A 20,178-nucleotide genomic window follows, 5' to 3' on the forward strand; every position below is an offset into this window, starting at 1 on the left:
AATCTGTCCGCGAAACGTGAACTCCTCCGCAGATCGTGACCTGGTTCAGCCCGCCGCCCGCACGGCCGCAGCGATGTCGGCGGGCGACCCCTGCCACGGCGCGCCATGGCCCGGCAGCACCCAGGATGCCGAGACGGCGGCCAGACGGTCGAGCGACGCGAGCGCGGCGGCAGGCTCGTCGGTGAACGGCGCCGGCTGCGCGCCGGTCCGCCCGGTGAGCACGTGACGCGTCGTCAGGGCATCGCCGACGAACACGGCGTCGGCGGCCGGCACGTGCACCGCGATGCTGCCGGGTGAATGCCCCGGCATCCCGATCACGACCGGCGAGCCGGGGAGGTCGAGCACGTCTCCGTCTGCGACCTCCGTGACCTCGGAGACATGCGGGGTGCGCATCGCGTTCTTGCGCAGGCCATAGGCGAGGAACTCGAGCATGGGTCCGATCCGGGCCGGCCCCATCGGCGTCTTCGGCTTCTCGCCGGTGCGCACCCGGTGGGCGTCGGCGGCGTGGATGAACACCGGCACGCCGGCCTCTCGACGCAGGCGCTCGGCGAATCCGATGTGGTCGCCGTCGCCGTGGGTCAGCACGAGTCCGCGGATGTCGGACATCGGGCGTCCGAGCGTGGCGAGTTCGCGCTGCAGGTCGTTCCAGTGGCCGGGAAGGCCGGCGTCGATCAGGGTGATGCCCTCGGGCAGATCGATGAGGTACGAGGCGACGATGTCGTTGCCGAGTCGGTGCAGGTGCGGTGCGAGCTTCATGGCGGATCCTCTCAGGATGTTTGCGATGGCTACGTTACGTAGCTATCATGGCTATTGTCAATAGCTATCAAGGAGATGCCATGCCGACACCCGACCGGACCTCGCTCGAAGCGATCATCGCCGCGGGCCGCGAGATCCTCGACGCCACCGGCCCCGCGAGCGTCACCATGCAGGCCGTCGCCACGAAGGTCGGCGTCCGCGCCCCCTCGCTCTACAAGAGGGTGCGCGACCGCGAAGCGCTCCTCTCCGCCATCGCCGAGTCCGCGATCGACGAGCTCACCGCACGCCTCGACGCGACCGACGCCGACCTCACCGAGATCGCGCAGGCGTATCGCGGCTTCGCGCAGCAGCATCCCGAGGCCTTCCGCCTCATGTTCAGCACGGCCGCGCCGCACGAGGCGCTCGAGCGCTCGGCCGCACCGCTCCTCCGCGCGACCACGGCACTCGTCGGCGAGGACGACGCGCTCGACGCCGCCCGGCTCTTCACCGCCTGGGCGACGGGATTCCTGCAGATGGAGCTGTCGGGCGCCTTCCGGCTCGGCGGCGACGTCGACCGGGCGTTCGACTACGGCCTGCGGCGACTCCTCGCGGGGCTGGCCGGATGAACGGCGATCGGCCTCGCCCACCGAAGTGAACGAGGCCGACTCCGTCAGCGTCGGCGGATGCCGTCAGCGATCCGTCCGCTCGTCGTCACCGCTGTCGTCGGTGTCTGCGGTCGCCGTCTTCGGTCGTGTGGTCGTCACCATCACGTCGGCGCCCGCCCCGAACCGCTGCTCGGCCTCGAGCCGCTCCGCCTCTTCACCCGAGATCGCCTCGCCACGGGCCACGAGACCGGCCTGGTCGGAGAGCGGGATCTGCTTCAGGAACAGCGAGAGTACGAGCGCCAGTACGATGAACGGCACGAGGTACCAGAACACCGGCGCCAGAGCATCGGCATACGCGGTCACGATGCCGTCTCGCACCTCGTCCGGGAGCGCGTTGAGGGTGGCCGGGTCGATCGTCGCCGCCGACTGGGCCGCATCGTCGGTGGAGGCTCCGGCGCCGGCGAAGACCCCGACGAGGTTCTCGGTCAGACGCGTCGTGAAGAGCGTGCCGAACACGGCGGTGCCGAGTGATGCACCGACCTCGCGGAAGTAGTTGTTCGTGCTCGTCGCGGTGCCGATCTCGTTCGAGGGCACCGCGTTCTGCACGACCAGCACGACCACCTGCATGATCAGGCCGAGCCCGGCGCCGAACACGAACAGGAAGACGCAGATCAACCAGATGGGGGTCTGCGCCGACAGCGTGGTCATCGAGACCATGGCGATGCCGGTGAGGATCGTGCCGATGATGGGGTAGATCTTGTACTTCCCGGTCTTCGAGATCGCGATTCCCGAGAAGATCGAGGTGCCGATCAGACCCACCATCATCGGGATCATCAGCAGGCCGGACTCGGCCGCCGAGGTGCCGGACGACATCTGCAGGAAGGTCGGCACGAACCCGATCGCAGCGAACATCCCGATGCCGAGCACGAGCCCGATGGCGGTGGCGTTGATGAAGATCGGATTGCGGAACAGGCTCAGCGGGATGATCGGATCCTGCACGCGCGACTCGGTGATCACGAATGCGGTCGCCGCGACGAGCAATCCTGCGCCCCACGCCCACGTGGCCACCGACGACCAGCCGAACTCCTTGTCGCCGCCGAAGTCGGTGAAGAAGATGAGGCAGGTCGTGGCGATCGAGAGGAAGATCACGCCGAAGATGTCGATCGGCTTCTGGGCCTTCTTGCTCGGCAGCTTCAGGGCCACGAGCGCGATGATGAACGCGGCGATGCCGACGGGGATGTTGATGTAGAACGCCCACTGCCACGTCAGGTGGTCGACGAAGAATCCGCCGAGAAGCGGACCGGCGACTGCCGAGAGACCGAAGACGGCACCGAGCGGCCCCATGTACTTGCCGCGCTCATTGGCGGGCACGATGTCGGCGATGATCGCCTGCGAGAGGATCATCAGTCCGCCGCCGCCGAGCCCCTGCAGTGCGCGGAAGACCACGAACATCCAGAAGTCGCCGGCGAAGGCGCAGCCGACGGAGGCGAGCGTGAAGAGGGCGATCGCGACGAGGAACAGGGTGCGGCGCCCGAGGACGTCGCCGAACTTGCCGTAGATCGGCATCACGATCGTGGTGGCGAGCAGGTAGGCGGTGGTGATCCAGACCTGGTGATCGACGCCGCCGAGCTCGCCGACGATGGTCGGCATGGCGGTCGAGACGATCGTCTGGTCGAGGCTGGACAGCAGCATCCCGGCGATGAGGGCGCTGAAGATGATCCAGATGCGGCGCTTGGTGAGCAGGAACGGCGCGTCCTGGGTGGTGGTGGCGGACATCAGTCTTCTTTCGGGGCAGAAGTCGGTGCAGAGTTCTGGGCGGATGCGGGGAGAGAGGCGGATGCGGGGGCCGGCGCTGTCGCGAACGCGGCACGAGCGACGTCGAGCCGTCGAAGGACGAGGTCTTCGATGGACTCGGTGGAATGGTGGTGGAGGAGCTGATCCACGGCCATGCGCACGAGCGCGCCGGTCATGTGCACGACGACCTCGGCGCGCAGCATCTCGCTCTCCCCCTCACGGCGGACGATGAGCGCGACATCGCGGCGCTCGTTCTCGGCCAGGCGCTCGAAGGCACCTCGCAGCAGGCGCGGTTCGTTCTCGATGACCGACATCAGCGCCGGCGCATCCGACAGCGGGTCGAGCAGGGCCCATCTGCGGAGCATGATCGCCACGAAGTCGTCGAGCAGATCGCCCTCCATCATCACGAACTCCTCCTCCAGTTCGAGCAGGCGCGGATCGATCTCGGTGAAGCCGAAGACCGCGTTCTCCTTGCTCTCGAAGTAGTTGAAGAACGTGCGGCGGGAGATCCCCGCCTCGGCGCATACGTCCTCGACCGTGAACCCCGAGAATCCGTGATCGACCGTGAGCCGTCGCGCGATGTCGGTCAAAGAGCGGATGGTCTCGCGCTTGCGAAGATCTCGCAACGAACCTGCACTGTCATTCATAGAGTGCAATATTGCACTCTGAACCTTGGAGTGCACTGGAAGAAGTACTGGCACACTGATGTCCAGGGAGGGGTTCCAGTGAACAGCAGCGCGCACGCCGAAGAGTCCGAGCACCCGAAGAAGGCCCGCCGCCCGTGGCGCCGGACGAAGATCACCGTCGGCCTCCTGGTGGCCGTCACCGCGGTGATCGCCACCGTCGGCGCGATCACGCCCTGGCCGTCCGCCATGCTGATCCGGGCCGTCTTCACGAAGGGCGGCGACGAGACCGCTGCCGAGATGGACAGGCATGTGCCTGACACGAAGCTCACCGAGCAGCTCGATGTCGCCTACGCCGATGACGGCGCCGACACCACGATGGACGTCTTCACCCCGGCATCCTCCACCGGCCCCCTGCCCACCGTGGTCTGGATCCACGGCGGCGCGTGGATCTCCGGAGAGAAGGAGAACGTCGATCCGTACCTGCGCATCCTCGCCGGCGAGGGATACACGACCATCGCCGTCAACTACACGATCGGACCGGAAGGCGTGTATCCCCTCGCGGTGCACCAGATCAACGACGCGCTCGCCTACATCGACGAGCACGCCGACGACCTGGGCGTCGATCCGAACCAGATCGTGCTCGCGGGAGACTCGGCCGGCGGCCAGCTCGCCAGCCAGATGGCGACGCTCATGACGAGCCCCGACTACGCCGAGATCCTCGACATCACCCCCGCGCTCACGAAGGATCAGGTGGTGGCGACCGTGCTGAACTGCGGCGTCTACGACCTCGCCGCCCTCGCCCGGCTCGACGGCATCGCCGGCTGGGGGCTCAAGACGTCGATGTGGGCGTACTCGGGCACGAAGACCTGGGCCGAGGATTCGACGGGGTCCACCATGTCGACGATCGACTGGGTCACGGCCGACTTCCCGACGACGTATATCTCGGGAGGAAACGGAGACGGACTCACGTGGCTGCAGTCGATCCCGATGGCGAAGCGCCTGGACGAACTCGGGGTGGACGTGACGACCCTGTTCTGGCCCGCCCCGCACGAGCCGAAGCTGCCCCACGAGTACCAGTTCCATCTCGACCTGCCGGATGCGCAGACCGCCCTGCAGAAGACCATCGACTTCCTGAACACGCACACCACCCGCTGAGCGCGGCGTGGTGACCCGATCTGCGGATGTTGCCCCACGTGACGGCCGAACTGAAGAGGTCCCTCCGCTGTTCGGGGCAGGGTCCGCAGATCGGGCGCGGCCGTCTCACTTCATGGTGTCGAGGATGCCCACCAGGTCGTCGAACGTCGTGAGCGGATTGAGGATCGCGAAGCGGGTGTTCGGACGTCCGCCGTGCGAACTCGGCACCACGAACGCGCGCTGCGAGTCGAGCAGCTCGTCGGACCAGCGGTCGTAGTCGGCGCGCTCCCATCCCTCACGCTCGAACACGACGACCGACAGCTGCGGATCGCGCACGAGACGCAGTTCGGGACGCGCGGCGATCTCGGCGGCGATGTGCTGGGTGAGAGCGAGCGTCGCGCTCACGGCCTCGCGGTAGGCGGTGACGCCGTAGGTCGCGAGAGAGAACCAGAGCGGCAGTCCGCGCGGGCGGCGCGTTAGCTGGATCGAGTAGTCGGACGGGCTGAAGTCCCCCGCATCCGTGAGAGTGTCGAGGTATTCGGCATGCTGCGTGTGCGCGCGGCGCCCGGCGTCGGGATCGCGGTAGATCAGCGCACAGCAATCGAACGGCGCGAACAGCCACTTGTGCGGATCGACGATCACCGAGTCGGCGCGCTCGACACCGGCGAAGACGCCCCGCGCCTCGGGAGCCAGCATCGCGGTGAGCCCGTAGGCCCCATCGATGTGCAGCCAGAAGTCGAACTCGTCCTTGAGCGCGGCGATGCCGGCGATGTCGTCGACGATGCCGAAGTTGGTCGATCCGCCGGTCGCCACCACCGCGCAGATCTCGTCGCCGTGCTCGCGCAGGGCCTCGCGCACGGCATCCGCTCGCAGCACGCCGTCGGGGCCGGCGGGCACGAGCACCACATCGGCGTCCATGACCTTCGCAGCCGACTTGTTCGAGGAGTGCGCCTCGACACTGCAGACGATCTTCCACCGACGCGGCAGCTCCTTGCCCGCGTCGCGCAGTGCGGCCTTCGCGGCCTCCCGTGCCGCGACCAGCGCCGACAGGTTGCCGATCGTGCCGCCCTGCACGAAGACGCCGCCGGCCGTGTCGGGCAGCCCGAACTCGGAGGCGAGGAACGACAGCACCTCGTTCTCGGCATGCACGGCGCCCGCGCCCTCGAGCCAGCTGCCTCCGTAGAGGCCGGATGCCGAGACCACCAGGTCGAACGCGATCGAGGCGATCGTCGGCGCGGTGGGGATGAACGACAGGTACGACGGGTGGCTCGTCGTCAGGCACGCGGGCGCGAGGATGTGCTCGAACACGCTGAGGGCTCGCTGCGATCCGAGACCGCCGTCGGTGATGGTGGTGCCGACCAGCCGGTTGAGCTCGGCCGGGGACTGCGGTTTGTCGAGCGGCACGTCGGCCGCGAGCATCCGTCGTCGCGAGTAGTCGAGCACGGCGTCGACGATCGCCGTCGATTCGGCCGAGGCCGCGTGCATGCGTTCTGCTCCCATGAGCTGTCCCTAACTGTGGGTTCGTGCGGGCGATGTCGGTGCGGAGGTCGTGGATGTGGATGTGGGTGTGGACGTGGACGGGGCGTCGAGCACGGCGGCCAGAGTGCGGCGGGCGAGATCGGTGCGGTCACGAGGCGCCCAGTGCACCAGCGAGTGCGCGCTCATTCCGTCGACCATGGCCAGCAGCATCCACGCGGAGGAGGCCGGGTCGACCGTGATGTCGGCGGCCTCGGCGGCGGCGCGGGCGATCAGGTCTTCGAGCGCGCTGTGCCAGAGGTCCATCTCGGCGCGCACCCGCGCACCGAGCGCCTCATTGCGGGCGCCGAGCGCCCACGACTGCACCCACACCATGGCGACGTCGTCGCGGGAGTCGTCGAGCAGCGTCTCGATGAGCCGCAGCAGGTTGGTGCGCAGGTCGACGCCGTCGTCGTACGAGGCGATGACCTCGTCGCGCTCGGCCGAGACGATCGTCGTGAAGACCTCGGCGACGAAGGACTCCATGACCGGGCGGTAGTGGGCCACGAGCGCAGGCGTGACCCCGACCCTGGCGGCGACGGCGCGCACCGTGAGCGCCTCGAGTCCGCTCTCGCCGGCGAGCGAGACGGCACCGTCGAGGATCGAGCGCTCGCGCTGCTCGGGAGGGAGCCGGCGAGGTGCGGGGGCTCTTGACGTGGTCTTCATCACGGACTACCGTATCACTCGTTGATCACGTGTTCAATAGCGATCACGGCTCCGCAGCCTCGAGAGAGGGATCAGCAGCGAGGGAGACGAATCATGGCCTGGCACATGCCCGCAGAGACGGCACCGCACGACCGCACCTGGATGGCGTTCCCCGCCGAGGGGCCGACGCTGGGCGAGACGGCGTCCGAACGCGACGAGGGCTACGCGACCTGGACCGAGGTCGCGCACGCGGTGGCCGAGTTCGAACCCGTCACGATGATCGTCGATCCGGCCGAGGTCTCCCGCGCCCGGCGCATGCTGAGCCGCGCCGTCGACATCGTCGAGGCGCCGGTCGACGAGTTCTGGATGCGGGACTCCGGCCCCACCTTCGTGGTCGACGACGAACGTCCGGGCGTGCTCGGCGCGGTCGACTGGATCTTCAACGGCTGGGGCGCCCCCGCCTGGGCGCGCTGGCAGAAGGCGGCACAGCACGCGCGCATCGTCGCGGGTGCGGTCGGTGCCGAGCTGGTGAGCTCGACCCTGGTCAACGAGGGCGGGGGCATCCATGTCGACGGCGAGGGCACCGTGCTGCTCACCGAGACGGTGCAGCTCGACCCTCGACGCAACCCCTTCGCCGACCGGCAGCGCGTCGAGGCCGAGATGGCCCGCACGATCGGCGCGACGACGGCCGTGTGGCTGCCTCGCGGACTCACCCGCGACTACGACGACTTCGGCACGAACGGGCACGTCGACATCGTCGCCACGATCGCCTCCCCGGGCCGACTGCTGCTGCACGACCAGCAGAACCCCGACCACCCCGATCATGCCGTGTCCCGCGAGCTGCGCGCACATCTCGCACAGCAGACGGATGCCGCCGGCCGCGCGTTCGAGATCATCAACCTCCCGGCTCCGTCGACCCTGCGCGACGACGAGGGCCCGGTCGACTGGAGCTACGTCAATCACCTGGTGACGAACGACGGCGTGGTCGCCTGCGGCTTCGGCGACGCGACGGCCGATGCGGCGGCCAGGGAGCTCCTCGCCGACGCCTACCCCGGGCGACGTGTCGTCACCGTCGACGCGCGCCCCCTGTTCGACCGAGGCGGCGGCATCCACTGCATCACCCAGCAGCAGCCGCGCATCGGCGGTGCCTCATGATCGATGTCGTCGAGGCCTCCATCGCCGATCTGCGGCGAGCGCTCGAGACCGGCGAGGCCACCGCCGTCGACCTCGTCGACGCGTACCTGGCGCGCATCGCGGCCTATGACGGGCCCGATACCGTGACGGCGCTGAACGCGGTCGTGGTCGCGAATCCCGACGCACCCGCCGAGGCCGAGGCGTCCGATGCCCGGCGTGCGCGCGGAGCGGTGCTCGGGCCGCTCGACGGCATCCCCTACACCGCGAAGGACAGCTACCTGGTACGCGGACTCACGGCCGCCGCCGGAAGCCCCGCCTTCGCCGAGCTGGTCGCCCAGCGCGACGCGTTCACGATCGAGCGACTGCGTGCGGGCGGGGCCGTCTGCCTGGGGCTGACCAACATGCCCCCGATGGCGAACGGCGGCATGCAACGCGGTGTCTACGGCCGCGCCGAGAGTCCGTACAACCCCGAGTTCCTCACCGCACCCTTCGCATCGGGGTCGTCGAACGGGTCGGGCACCGCGACGGCGGCGAGCTTCGGGGCTTTCGGTCTCGGTGAGGAGACCTGGTCGAGTGGTCGTGGTCCCGCCACGAACAACGCCCTCTGCGCCTATACGCCCTCCCGCGGAGTGATCTCCACCCGCGGCAACTGGCCGCTCGTGCCGACCATGGACGTCGTCGTGCCGCATGCGCGCACCATGGCCGACCTGCTCGAGGTGCTCGACGTGATCGTCGCCGACGATGCCGAGGTGCGCGGCGACTTCTGGCGCGCGCAGCCGTGGGTGACCCTGCCCGTGTCCTCCGAGGTGCGCCCCGAGTCGTATCCGGCGCTGTCGGCCGACGCGACGGCTGCCCTCCGCGGCGTGCGCATCGGCATCCCGCGCATGTACATCAACGCGGATCCGGAAGCCGGCACCGCCGACGCGCCCGGCATCGGCGGCCCCACGGGGCACCGCATCGAGACCCGTGCCTCGGTGATCGAGCGCTGGGAGGCGGCTCGCCGCGACCTCGAGGCCGCCGGAGCGACGGTGGTCGAGGTCGACTTCCCCGTGGTGTCGAACTACGAGGGCGACCGAGCGGGCGCCCCCACCATCGCGACGCGCGGACTCGTGTCGCCGGCCTACCTGCGGCGCGAGATCGTCGACCTGTCGGCGTGGGGATGGGAGGACTTCCTGCAGGCGAACGGCGACCCGCAGCTGCACACGCTCGCGCAGGTCGACGGCGCATCGATCTTCCCGCATCCCGACGGAGCACTCCCCGACCGCTACACCGGGTTCGATGACGACATCGCCGAGCACCCGGGCTGGGTGCGTGCGAATCCGGGCGTCGGATTCGAGGACATGGCCGAGCTCCCCGACGGACTGCGCGGGCTGGAAGAGACCCGTCGCGTCGACCTCGAGGAGTGGATGGACGAGCACGAGCTCGACGCCGTCGTCTTTCCGGCCGTCGCCGACGTGGGGCCCGCGGACATGGACGTGAACGATGCCTCCGCCGACCTCGGCTGGCGCAACGGCACGTGGATCGCCAACGGCAACCTCACCGTGCGCCACCTCGGCATCCCGACTGTCACGGTGCCCATGGGCCTCATGAGCGACATCGGCATGCCGATCGGCCTCACCTTCGCAGGGCGCGCCTACGACGACTCCGCGTTGCTGCGTCTCGCTGCGGCGTTCGAGGCGATCGGAGCACCCGGCGCGCGGCGCACGCCTCCGCCGCGCACGCCGAGGCTGTGACGCTCTCGGGCATGGGTCTACTCTGAGCGCATGGACAGCGGGCTGATCTTCTACATCCTGTTCGGTCCCGCGCTGTTCGCGCTCGCCTGGTTCATCGTGGCGGGTATCAACCTGCTGATCCGCGTCATGGTCGAGCGCCTGACCGTGATCCACGCGGGTCGCAGCGAGCGAACCTATGTGCGCAAGCACCAGCGCGACACCCTGCCCCACGGTCTGCTCTGACCCATCGACGACGGAGCGATTCCTTTCGTGCTGTTCGTCTTTCCGTTCTGGGCGGGCGTCAGTGCGTCCAGGTGTGCACAGGTTCGCCCGCCTGCGCGCGCTCCCGGTAGTCCGCGAGCATGCCGTGCAGCGCGTCGCGCCGTGACGCGCCGGCGCGCTCGCGAGCCGCGACGTTCTGCCGCTGCCAGACGGCGCCGTTGCGACCGGTGAGGCATCGCTGCTCGATGATGCCGAGATACCGGTCCCGCACCTCGGGGTCGACGCCGTAGGCGTCCAGCCCCTCGGCCGCCGCGGGCAGCAGCCGTCGCAGCACCAGCTCTCTCGGGCTGATCCCGCCGACCTCCGGCCAGTACAGCCGCGAGTCGATGCCGCCGCGCGCCGCGGCCTGCAGGTTCTCGGCCGCGGCGTCGAAGGTCATCTGCGTCCAGATCGGACGGTCCGCCTCGGCCATGCTGCGCACGAGGCCGTAGTAGAACGCGGCATCCGCCACCACGTCGACGACGCTCGGCCCCGCCGGCAGCACCCTGTTCTCGAGACGCAGATGTGCGGTCCCGCTCTCGACGTCGTAGACCGGGCGGTTCCAGCGATACACGGTGCCGTTGTGCATGCGCAGCTCGGCGAGCTCCGGCGCACGCCCCTCGGCCAGCGCCTCGAGGGGATCCTCCTCCGCGCACACCGGCAGCAGTGCCGGGAAGTACCGCGAATTCTCCTCGAAGAGGTCGAAGATCGATGTCACCCATCGCTCGCCGAACCAGACGCGGGGGCGCACGCCCTGATTCTTCAGCTCCTGCGGCCTGGTGTCGGTCGCCTGCTCGAACATCGGGATCCGCGTCTCGTGCCACAGCGCCTTGCCCGCGAAGAACGGGGAGTTCGCCGCGAGCGCCACCTGCACGCCGGCGATCGCCTGCGCCGCGTTCCAGTAGGCCGCGAACGACTCGGGGGCGACCTGCAGATGCAGCTGCACGGAGGTGCAGGCGGCTTCGGGCAGGATCGTGTCGCAGACCATCGAGAGCCGTTCGGCCGGTCGCTCCTCGTCCAGCGCGACGCCGTCGAGCTGCAGCTCGATGTCCTCGCCCCGCGCCGAGAGGATCTGCTGACCGAGCAGGCTGTATCGAGGGTCTGCCGAGAACCAGCGCTCGGTGAAGTGCGTCTCGTCGAGCGTCGGAAGCATCCCGATCATGGCCAGGCTGCTCCCGGCCGACTGCGCCCGACTGTCGGCGACATCGAGCGAGCCGCGCAGCACGGTCTCGAGCTGCTGGAGATGTGCGCCTCCGATCGGCCGCGGTGCCACATTGATCTCGACGTTGAAGCGCGCGAGCTCGGTCTGGAACGCCGGCGAGGAGATCGCGTCGAGCACCGCGTCATTGCCCCGCGCCGGTGCGCCCTGCTCGTCGACCAGGTTCAGCTCGATCTCCAGACCGAGCTGCGAGTCGGGGGCATCCACGGCCGAGAATCGGCCATCCGCCAGCATGGACGCCAAGGCCTCGAGACACCGCTCGGCCTTGGCACGGAACTGCGTACGGTCCTGGCGCGTGAAAGTCCGCGCCTCGATGCTGTCGCCCATACGCCGACGGTATCCACCGGATGACCACCCGTCGAGGAAGGCTTTCCATATTTCATGATTGTGACGCTCGACACGATTGTTATATGTTCGTCCTGTCCGTCACCACAGGAAGCGACCCATGAGCACCGAGAACAACGAGCGCGAGCTCGAGGCCGGCATCGTCACAGATCTGTCCGGCCGGATGACCTACGGGTCTTACCTGTCACTCGACCAGCTGCTCACCGCGCAGAACCCGGTCAGCGTGCCCGAGCACCACGACGAGCTGCTGTTCATCATCCAGCACCAGACCACCGAGCTGTGGCTCAAGCAGCTGCTGCACGAGCTGTCATCCGCCCGCGAGCTCCTCGCCAGCGACGATCTGCGCGAGGCCCTGAAGCGCGTCGCGCGCGTCAAGCGCATCCAGGACGTCATGACCCAGCAGTGGGCGATTCTCGCGACGCTCACACCGACCGAGTACGCGCAGTTCCGCGGCGCGCTCGGCAACTCCTCGGGCTTCCAGTCCGTGCAGTACCGCGCCGTCGAGTTCGCGCTCGGCAACAAGAACGAGAAGATGCTGAGCGTGTTCAGCGACCACCCCGCCAACCTCGCGCTGCTCACCGCCGAGTGGCACGCTCCGACGCTCTACGACGAGTTCCTGCGCTACGCCTCGCGACGCGGGCTGCCGATCCCCGCCGAGATCCTCGATCGCGACGTGCGCCTCCCCTACCGCGAGACACCCGAACTCGTGCCTGCGATCCGCGAGATCTACCAGAACCACCAGCAGCACTGGGACCTCTACGAGGCCTGCGAAGACCTCGTCGACCTCGAAGACAACTTCCAGTTCTGGCGCTTCCGCCACCTCAAGACCGTCGCCCGCACGATCGGCATGAAGGTCGGCACCGGGGGTTCGAGCGGCGTGGGGTTCCTGCAACGCGCTCTCGATCTGACGTTCTTCCCCGAGCTCTACACCGTGCGCACCGAGATCGGCCGCTGATGAACGCCGCGACCTTCTTCGACGGCGAAGGATGGCGCGAAGGCCTCGTCGAGCTGATCGACGGACGGATGCTGCTGCGCGACGAGCGTCCCGCGCCGGGAACACCCCGTCTCGATGGCGGGGTCATCGGCGGATTCACCGACCACCACGTGCACCTGCAGCTCGTCGACCACACCCTGCTCGGCAGTTCGACGCTCGGCCGCGTGGTCGACCTCGGCGCGAACCCGGCGGCCATCTCCGCACTGGCCGCAGCGCGTTTCGTCTCGGTCGCTGGCGCTCCCTCGCTCAACGAGCGGGGTCTCGACGACACGGACGCCCGCGCGCTCAACGAGCGGGGTCTCGACGACACGGACGCCCACGCGCTCGACGAGCGGGAGGGCGACAGCACCCGCTCGTTGAGCGAGCGGAGCGAGACGAAACGCGCCGCCCACCCCGTCGCGATCGACTTCGCGGGTGCGTTCCTCACACCGGTCGGCGGGTATCCGTCGCACCGCGACTGGGCACCTGCGGGATCATTCCGCGAGATCGCGGACGCCGAGACGGCGCACGCGGCAGTCGCCGAGATGGCGGATGCCGGAGCATCCTGCATCAAGGTCGCGAGCAACGCCGAGGCCGGCCCCGTCTTCACTGACGTCCTGTTCCGCACGATCGTCGACGCCGCCTCCGCCCGCGGACTGCCCGTCGTCGCCCATGCCCAGGGCGCCGGCGAGGCCCAGCGCGCGGCGCGCCTCGACGCCACCCGGCTCGCACACGCCCCGTTCACCGAACATCTCGACGACTCCGAGATCGCGGCGCAGGCCGCATCCGTCGCCTGGATCTCGACGCTCTCGATCCATGACGGCGACGCGCTCGCCACGGCGACCGACAACGTCCGACGCTTCCACGCCGCCGGCGGCACGGTGCTCTACGGCACCGACATGGGCAACGGCCCCACACCGGTCGGGCTGAACCCGGCCGAGCTCGATGCCCTCCGTGACGCGGGCATCGACGGCGACGACCTGCTGCGCGCCCTCGCTCCGCAGGACCCCCGCGACCCCGAATCCGTGCTGCTGCGCCTACCCGGCCTCGATGCCGATCCGATACTCGCCCGCCCGCTCACCCCCGCCGATCTGAAGGCCTGATATGACCGACTCCCGCGATTCCGCCCGCATCGACACCGCACTTCTCGAGCAAGCCCGAGCCCTCGACGCCGCCGACCCGCTGCGCGCGCACCTCGACGCGTTCGCCGATGCCCCGGGGGTCGACGCGTACCTCGACGGCAACTCCCTCGGCCGTCCGTTGCGCGACATCCCCGAGAAGCTCGCCGCCTTCGCACGCGACGACTGGGGCACGCGGCTGATCCGCTCGTGGGACGAGCAGTGGATGGCGCTGCCGATGGAGCTCGGCGACCGGATCGGCGGCGCCACCCTCGGCGCCGCACCGGGCCAGACCGTCGTCGCCGACTCGACCAGCGTGCTGATCTACAAGCTGATGCGGGCCGCCGCCACCGCCGACCCCACCCGCACCGAGCTCGTGATCGAGGCGGGGAACTTCCCCACCGACCGGTTCCTGGCCGCCGGCGTCGCGGCCGAGACGGGGATGACCGTGCGGTGGATCGAACCCGACCCCATGCACGGAGTGCAGATCGCCGACGTGCTCGACACGATCTCCGAGCGCACGGCGCTCGTGTCGCTCAGCCACGTCGACTACCGCTCCGGGGCGCTCGCCGACATGCCCGGCATCACCGCAGCTGTGCACGGGGTCGGCGCGCTGATGATGTGGGACCTCTGCCACTCGGCCGGCGTCATCCCGATGCAGCTCGACGCCTGGGGCGTCGACATGGCCGTCGGATGCACGTACAAGTACTTGAACGGCGGCCCCGGCTCCCCCGCGTTCGCCTACCTGCGCCATGACCATCAGGGCGTGCTGCGGCAGCCGATCCAGGGCTGGTGGAGCGCGGCGGACATCTTCGCGATGGGCCCCGAGTACGTGGCGGCGGGCGACATCCGCCAGCTGCTCAGCGGCACACCGCCGATCACGTCGATGCTCGCCATGCAGGGGATGCTCGACCTCCTCGAGCAATCGACGATCGAGCGCGTCCGTGAGAAGTCCGTCTCGCTGACCGACCTCGCCGTCCGCGCCTATGACGAGGTTCTCGCCACCCTCGGCGTGCGCCTGTTGAGCCCCCGGGATTCCGCCCTGCGCGGCGGGCACGTCACGATCGGGCACCCCGACTTCCGCGCCGTGACGCAGCGGCTGTGGGCGCAGGGCATCATCCCGGACTTCCGTTTTCCCGACGGCATCCGCCTGGGGCTGTCGCCGCTGAGCACCTCGCACGTCGAGACGGTCACCGGCGTACTCGCGGTGCGCGATGCCCTGGAGTCGCATGAGCGCTGACCCCGACCGTCGGCTCCGCGACGAGACGGTGCTCGACGACATCGATGCGCGTCCCGGCAGCACCGCCTCGCTGCTGCGCACGCTGATCGGGCTGTACCTGCGTCCGCTCGGCGGCTGGGTGTCGACGGCCGATCTGATCGTGCTCGCCGACGACCTCGGCATCCCCGCGGCGCAGGCCCGCACCGGCATCACTCGACTCAAGCAGAAGGGCCTGCTGCTGGCCGAGCGGCGGCATGCCGTCGGGTATCGGCTGAACCCGGCGGCCACGACGATGCTGGAACGGGGCGACCGCCGCATCTTCGAGATGCGGGAGATGACGGATGCCGACAGCTGGTGCCTCATCTCGTTCTCGATCCCGGAGAGCGCCCGCGGCGTGCGCCATCAGCTGCGCCGTCGGCTGCACTGGATCGGCGCGGGGGTGGTGTCATCCGCTCTCTGGATCTGCCCCGGCCATCTGCAGGATGAGGCCTGGCAGATCGTCGCCGATCTCGACGCGCACCCCTGGGTGACGCTGTTCCAGGCCCACAGTCCGGTCATGGCGGGCACGCCGCGCGAGGCCGCTGCGGCCTGGTGGGATCTCGACGCGCTGCGCGCCGAGCATCTCACCTTCCGTTCCGCGCTCACCGCGCTCCCCGACGACCCCTTCGCGGGGTACGTGCGCCTGATCGACAGCTGGCGGGTGCTGCCCTATCTCGACCCCGGCCTGCCGCCGTCGATGCTGCCGGAGGACTGGCCCGGCGGCGCGAGCGTCGCGGAGTTCACCCGGCTGTCCGCAGCGCTGGCCGATGCCGCCTGGCAGCGCGTGCGCGAGGTCACCGCGACGGCGGCGCCGTCGTCGCCCGCACCACGAGACGCGTCGGCAGGATGACGTTCATCTCGTCGATCGCCTGACCCGACAGCAGCGTGAACACCATCTCGGCCGCCACCGCGCCCAGCCGGCGCATCGGCTGCTGGATCGTGGTCAGCGGAAGCGCACGACGGGTGGCCTCGGGCACGTCGTCGAAGCCGATCACCGACAGATCCGCGGGCACGCGCAGTCCGAGCTCGTGGGCGACGTCGATCACCGCGATCGCCGACAGGTCGTTGGCCGCGAAGATCGCCGTCGGGCGATCGGTCGCGCTGAGCATCACCCGTGCGGACTCCCTCGTCGCGTCCAGTTCGTAGCGGCCGATGCCGATGAGCGACGGGTCGAGGCCGATGCCGGCGTCGGCCAGAGCCCGCCGGTATCCGGCATCTCGCAGTCCGGCCGAGCGCAGGTCGGGCCGCCCGGCGAGGAAGCCGATGCGGCGATGTCCGAGACCGATCAGATGGGTGGTCGCCGCGAGCGCGCCGCCGAAGCTGTCGGATTCCACTGTCGGAAGATCGGCGCGCCCCGTGTGCGGGTCGATCGCGACCACCGGGATCTCGGTCCCCGCGCTGACCACGGTCGGGGTGACGAGGATCGCGGCGTCGATGAGCGTGCCCGAGAGCCGGCTCAACGAGCGTCGCTCCCAGCCGTCGCCCGCGCCGAGATGCGACCCGCTGTAGGCGAGCAGGTCGAAGGCCGTGTCGTGCACGGCGGTGCCGACGCCCTTGAGGATCTCGGCGCTGAACGGCTCGAAGTCGGCCAGAAGCACGCCGATGACTCCGGTGCGACGCGCCCGCATGCTGCTCGCGACGAGACTCGATTCGTACCCCAGAGCCTTCACCGCGTCGAGGACCCGCTGCACGGTGGCGTCGGCGATGCCGTATCGGCCGTTCACCGCTTTCGACACCGTCGACACCGACACCCCGGCGGCCCGAGCGACGTCGTGGATCGTGGTGCGAGCCCCCATGAGACGCCAGCGTAGCCGCGAGCACCCCCGCATGGAAACTGTTTTCGAAAACGTTTGACGCCTTTCCAGGACAGCAGAAGACTGCATCCCACTGCGGTCTCACCCCCGAGTGTCCGCAGACGCCCGCAGCGACGCGGTGCGCAACTCTCGATGAGGAGAACGATCACATGAACAGCAGAAGGCTCCCCCTCGCCTCCGCGGTCACCGTCCTGGCCGTGGGAGCGCTCGCCCTCTCGGGCTGCACGGCAGACGCGTCGGGCACCGGCGACGGCGGCGACACCAGCATGACCCTCTGGCACAACTCGACCACCGGCCCCGGTGTGGAGTTCTGGGAGAAGACGGTCGCCGACTTCGAGGCCGACAACCCCGGGGTCTCGATCGAGATCCAGTCCGTGCAGAACGAGGACCTCGACGGCAAGCTGCAGACCGCGCTGAACTCCGGCGACGCCCCCGACATCTTCCTGCAGCGCGGCGGCGGCAAGATGGCCGCGATGGTGAAGGCCGGACAGCTCAAGGACCTCACCGACGAGATCACGGGCGCAGCCGCGGAGGAGATCCCGGACGCCGCCTACTCCGCCAACAGCCTCGACGGCAAGATCTACGCCATGCCGGTCGCCGTGCTGCCCGGTGGGCTCTTCTACAGCCAGGATCTGTTCGACGAGGCGGGCATCACCGAGAATCCGACCACGCTCGACGACCTGGAGAAGACGACCGCCGCCCTCAAGACCGCAGGCATCGATCCGATCGCCCTCGGCGCGAAGGATGCGTGGCCTGCGGCGCACTGGTACTACTGGCTGGCGCTGCGCGAGTGCAGCTCCGACACCCTCGCCGCCGCCGCGGACAAGATGGACTTCAGCGACGACTGCTGGATCCGAGCCGGAGAGGACCTGGAGTCCTTCGCCGCCACGGAGCCGTTCAACTCGGGATTCCTCACTACTCCTGCGCAGCAGGGTGCAGGCAGCTCGGCCGGCCTGGTCGCGAACCACCAGGCGGCGATGGAGCTGATGGGCGCATGGAACCCCGGAGTCATCGCCTCGCTGACCCCCGACGAGAAGCCGCTGGCCGATCTCAGCTGGTTCCCGTTCCCCGAGATCGAGGGCGGCGAGGGCGAGCCCGGCTCGATGATGGGCGGCGTCGACGGCTTCTCCTGCTCGGTCGATGCGCCCGACGCGTGCGTCGACTTCCTCAACTACCTCGGCACCTCCGATGTGCAGACGGCGTACTACAAGGCGTTCAACGCACCGCCGGTCAACACCGTCGCCCAGGAGGCTGTCACCGAGCCCTACCTGCAGTCCATCCTCGAGGCGTACAACTCCGCCCCCTACGCGACCCAGTGGCTCGACACCGTCTACGGGCAGAACGTCGGAAACGCGCTGAACGTCGCCGTCGTCACCATGCTCGCCGGTCAGGGATCCCCGGAGGACATCGTCAAGGCCGTTCAGGATGCCGCGGCGAAGGCGTGAGGCAGGAGCCCGGCTGGAAGTGATCCTTCTGGCCGGGCCCGCCCTGGTCGTCTTCCTCGCGTTCGTGATCTTCCCCGTGCTGATGGCCGCGTTCTACGGCTTCTTCAGCTGGCAGGGATACGGGCCGCCGACCGATTTCGTCGGCCTGAAGAACTACCTCACGATCGTGCAGGACCCGCTGTTCCTCGACGCACTCGCGCACAACGGGTTCATCCTCGTCCTGTCCCTGGTGCTGCAGGGGCCTGCGGCCATCGCGCTGGCTCTGCTGCTGAACCGGCGGATGCGCGGACAGTCGCTCATCCGGGTGCTGATCTTCGTCCCGTACGTGATCTCCGAGGTGGTGGTGGGCACCGGCTGGAGCCTGATGCTGCAGACGAACGGCGCGTTCAACGCCCTGCTCGAGAAGATCGGTCTGGGGTTCCTCGCCGCGGACTGGCTCTCGAACCCCGACATCGCGATCTGGACCCTGATGGCGATCATCACGTGGAAGTATGTCGGATTCGCCGTCATCCTCTTCCTCGCAGGTCTCCAGGGCATCCCCGAGGAGCTGCACGAGGCCGCGGCCATCGACGGTGCGTCCTATTGGCAGATCCAGTGGCAGATCACGCTGCCGCTGCTCGCCCCGACGCTGCGCATCTGGGCGTTCCTGTCGATCATCGGCTCGCTGCAGCTGTTCGACCTCGTGTACATCATCTGGGGGCAGTACATCGCCTCGACCGCCGGCACCTCGACCATGGCGACGTACATGGTCTCGGAGGGACGCAACGCCGGCAACTTCGGCTACGGCAACGCGGTCGCCGTGGTGCTGTTCCTGATCTCGCTCGTGGTCGCCCTCATCTATCAGCGCGCGGTGCTCCGCAAGGACACCGACGGCGCGCTCACCGGAGCGTCGGGTCGGGCCCGCACGCGCACGACCCCCGACGCGCCGGTCGCGCCGGAAATCGAGAAGGAGTCCGTCCGATGACCGCCACCTCGGTGCTCGTCACCCAGCGTCCCGGACGCGCGTCCAGGCCGCGGCTGCCCTGGGCGAACCCCACGGTGTACTTCGTGGCGCTGATCGCCGTGGGCCTGATGCTCGCGCCGATCGCCTACATCATCGTCGGCGGGTTCCGCACGAACGCGCAGATCACCACGGATCCTGCGGGCCTGCCCCAGCCATGGGCCATCGGGAACTACCTCGACGTGCTCACCGGCGGGATCTTCTGGCGCCAGGTGCTGAACTCCACGATCGTCGCGCTCGCGACGACCGTCGGCGTGGTCGCGCTGGGCCTGATGGCGGCGTACGTGCTGGCCCGGTACCGGTTCGCGGGCCGAGGAGTGCTCTACGCGTTCTTCGCCGCCGGACTGATGTTCCCGTTGACCGTGGCGATCACCCCGCTGTACATCGTGGTGCGCAGCCTCGGGCTGATGAACTCCCTCGGCGGCGTGATCCTGCCCCAGATCGCCTTCGCTCTGCCCACGACGATCATCATCCTGGTGCCGTTCCTGCGAGCGATCCCCGACGAGATCCAGGAGGCGGCGTTCATCGACGGCTGCAGTCGCATCGGCTTCTTCTGGCGGATGGTTCTGCCCCTGTCGCTGCCGGGGGTCATCACGACCGGCATCCTGGCCTTCATCGGCAGCTGGAACGGCTACCTGCTGCCGCTGTTCATCCTCAACGACGCCGCGACCTTCACCCTGCCGCTCGGAGTGCAGTCGTTCGCGTCGCAGTACTCCGTCGACACCGCGAAGGTGCTCGCCTTCACGTCGCTGTCGATGATCCCCGCGCTGATCTTCTTCAGCCTGTTCGAGCGGCGCATCGTCGGAGGGCTCACCGGTGCCGTCAAGGGCTGATCCCGTCGAGCG

General features: G+C 69.1%; 19 protein-coding genes. 12 read left to right on the forward strand and 7 right to left on the reverse strand.

Annotated elements, in window-relative coordinates; all coding sequences use genetic code 11:
* Nucleotides 1-45 precede the first annotated feature (45 nt).
* A complete protein-coding gene (locus tag DXT68_RS13795; protein WP_045254101.1) occupies nucleotides 46-756 on the reverse strand; it encodes an MBL fold metallo-hydrolase in 711 nt (236 codons plus the stop codon).
* An 80-nt stretch (nucleotides 757-836) separates the two neighbouring features.
* Here DXT68_RS13795 and DXT68_RS13800 point away from each other — a divergent pair, with 80 nt between their 5' ends.
* Nucleotides 837-1,361 carry a TetR/AcrR family transcriptional regulator gene (locus DXT68_RS13800; RefSeq protein WP_045254102.1) on the forward strand — a complete coding sequence of 175 codons (525 nt, stop codon included), beginning with the start codon at nucleotides 837-839 and terminating at the stop codon, nucleotides 1,359-1,361.
* 63 nt (nucleotides 1,362-1,424) lie between these two features.
* Here DXT68_RS13800 and DXT68_RS13805 read toward each other — a convergent pair whose 3' ends face one another.
* Nucleotides 1,425-3,116, reverse strand: a complete 1,692-nt coding sequence (locus tag DXT68_RS13805; RefSeq protein ID WP_045254103.1) for an MDR family MFS transporter — start codon at nucleotides 3,114-3,116, stop codon at nucleotides 1,425-1,427.
* The gene (locus DXT68_RS13810) at nucleotides 3,116-3,781 is read right to left on the reverse strand and encodes a TetR/AcrR family transcriptional regulator (protein ID WP_167541594.1); all 666 of its coding nucleotides are present in this window, start codon (nucleotides 3,779-3,781) and stop codon (nucleotides 3,116-3,118) included. The genes DXT68_RS13805 and DXT68_RS13810 overlap by 1 nt, the downstream gene beginning before the upstream one ends.
* Before the next feature lie 78 nt (nucleotides 3,782-3,859).
* Between DXT68_RS13810 and DXT68_RS13815 the strand changes: the two genes are divergently transcribed.
* The gene (locus tag DXT68_RS13815; RefSeq protein WP_045254104.1) at nucleotides 3,860-4,915 is read left to right on the forward strand and encodes an alpha/beta hydrolase; all 1,056 of its coding nucleotides are present in this window, start codon (nucleotides 3,860-3,862) and stop codon (nucleotides 4,913-4,915) included.
* 105 nt (nucleotides 4,916-5,020) lie between these two features.
* Here DXT68_RS13815 and DXT68_RS13820 read toward each other — a convergent pair whose 3' ends face one another.
* Nucleotides 5,021-6,394, reverse strand: a complete 1,374-nt coding sequence (locus DXT68_RS13820; RefSeq protein ID WP_045254105.1) for a pyridoxal phosphate-dependent decarboxylase family protein — start codon at nucleotides 6,392-6,394, stop codon at nucleotides 5,021-5,023.
* Nucleotides 6,395-6,403: 9 nt separating this feature from the next.
* Nucleotides 6,404-7,075: a TetR/AcrR family transcriptional regulator gene (locus DXT68_RS13825; protein WP_045254106.1), complete on the reverse strand. Its 672-nt coding sequence runs from the start codon at nucleotides 7,073-7,075 to the stop codon at nucleotides 6,404-6,406.
* Between the two features lie 93 nt (nucleotides 7,076-7,168).
* Here DXT68_RS13825 and DXT68_RS13830 point away from each other — a divergent pair, with 93 nt between their 5' ends.
* From DXT68_RS13830 to DXT68_RS13840, 3 genes are read left to right on the forward strand one after another with little or no spacing between them, the layout of a single operon-like run.
* Entirely contained in the window at nucleotides 7,169-8,209 is a 1,041-nt protein-coding gene (locus DXT68_RS13830; protein ID WP_045254107.1) for an agmatine deiminase family protein, read from the forward strand.
* Entirely contained in the window at nucleotides 8,206-9,921 is a 1,716-nt protein-coding gene (locus tag DXT68_RS13835) for an amidase (protein WP_045254108.1), read from the forward strand. The genes DXT68_RS13830 and DXT68_RS13835 overlap by 4 nt, the downstream gene beginning before the upstream one ends.
* A gap of 30 nt (nucleotides 9,922-9,951) precedes the next feature.
* The gene (locus DXT68_RS13840; RefSeq protein WP_045254109.1) at nucleotides 9,952-10,143 is read left to right on the forward strand and encodes a hypothetical protein; all 192 of its coding nucleotides are present in this window, start codon (nucleotides 9,952-9,954) and stop codon (nucleotides 10,141-10,143) included.
* Nucleotides 10,144-10,201: 58 nt separating this feature from the next.
* Here DXT68_RS13840 and DXT68_RS13845 read toward each other — a convergent pair whose 3' ends face one another.
* Complete coding sequence (locus DXT68_RS13845) at nucleotides 10,202-11,707, reverse strand: glutamate-cysteine ligase family protein (RefSeq protein WP_045254110.1); 1,506 nt, start codon at nucleotides 11,705-11,707, stop codon at nucleotides 10,202-10,204.
* A 118-nt stretch (nucleotides 11,708-11,825) separates the two neighbouring features.
* Between DXT68_RS13845 and DXT68_RS13850 the strand changes: the two genes are divergently transcribed.
* Genes DXT68_RS13850 through DXT68_RS13865 form a run of 4 tightly spaced genes read left to right on the forward strand, consistent with a single transcriptional unit; the run spans nucleotide 11,826 to nucleotide 15,924 of the window.
* Nucleotides 11,826-12,680: a tryptophan 2,3-dioxygenase gene (locus DXT68_RS13850; protein ID WP_045254111.1), complete on the forward strand. Its 855-nt coding sequence runs from the start codon at nucleotides 11,826-11,828 to the stop codon at nucleotides 12,678-12,680.
* Nucleotides 12,680-13,801: an amidohydrolase family protein gene (locus tag DXT68_RS13855; RefSeq protein ID WP_045254112.1), complete on the forward strand. Its 1,122-nt coding sequence runs from the start codon at nucleotides 12,680-12,682 to the stop codon at nucleotides 13,799-13,801. Before DXT68_RS13850 ends, DXT68_RS13855 begins: the two co-directional genes overlap by 1 nt.
* A 1-nt stretch (nucleotide 13,802) precedes the next feature.
* Entirely contained in the window at nucleotides 13,803-15,056 is a 1,254-nt protein-coding gene (locus tag DXT68_RS13860) for a kynureninase (protein ID WP_045254113.1), read from the forward strand.
* Nucleotides 15,046-15,924, forward strand: coding sequence for a PaaX family transcriptional regulator (locus DXT68_RS13865; RefSeq protein WP_045254114.1), 879 nt, complete (start codon nucleotides 15,046-15,048; stop codon nucleotides 15,922-15,924). The genes DXT68_RS13860 and DXT68_RS13865 overlap by 11 nt, the downstream gene beginning before the upstream one ends.
* Here the strand turns inward: DXT68_RS13865 and DXT68_RS13870 are convergent.
* Nucleotides 15,869-16,870, reverse strand: coding sequence for a LacI family DNA-binding transcriptional regulator (locus DXT68_RS13870; protein ID WP_045254115.1), 1,002 nt, complete (start codon nucleotides 16,868-16,870; stop codon nucleotides 15,869-15,871). The genes DXT68_RS13865 and DXT68_RS13870 overlap by 56 nt on opposite strands.
* Nucleotides 16,871-17,037: 167 nt before the next feature.
* Between DXT68_RS13870 and DXT68_RS13875 the strand changes: the two genes are divergently transcribed.
* Genes DXT68_RS13875 through DXT68_RS13885 form a run of 3 tightly spaced genes read left to right on the forward strand, consistent with a single transcriptional unit; the run spans nucleotide 17,038 to nucleotide 20,166 of the window.
* Complete coding sequence (locus tag DXT68_RS13875; protein WP_045254116.1) at nucleotides 17,038-18,333, forward strand: ABC transporter substrate-binding protein; 1,296 nt, start codon at nucleotides 17,038-17,040, stop codon at nucleotides 18,331-18,333.
* A complete protein-coding gene (locus tag DXT68_RS13880) occupies nucleotides 18,314-19,297 on the forward strand; it encodes a carbohydrate ABC transporter permease (RefSeq protein ID WP_045254117.1) in 984 nt (327 codons plus the stop codon). Before DXT68_RS13875 ends, DXT68_RS13880 begins: the two co-directional genes overlap by 20 nt.
* Nucleotides 19,294-20,166: a carbohydrate ABC transporter permease gene (locus DXT68_RS13885; RefSeq protein WP_045254118.1), complete on the forward strand. Its 873-nt coding sequence runs from the start codon at nucleotides 19,294-19,296 to the stop codon at nucleotides 20,164-20,166. Before DXT68_RS13880 ends, DXT68_RS13885 begins: the two co-directional genes overlap by 4 nt.
* Nucleotides 20,167-20,178: the final 12 nt, after the last annotated feature.

The organism is Microbacterium foliorum, assembly GCF_003367705.1.
GTDB lineage: Bacteria > Actinomycetota > Actinomycetes > Actinomycetales > Microbacteriaceae > Microbacterium > Microbacterium foliorum.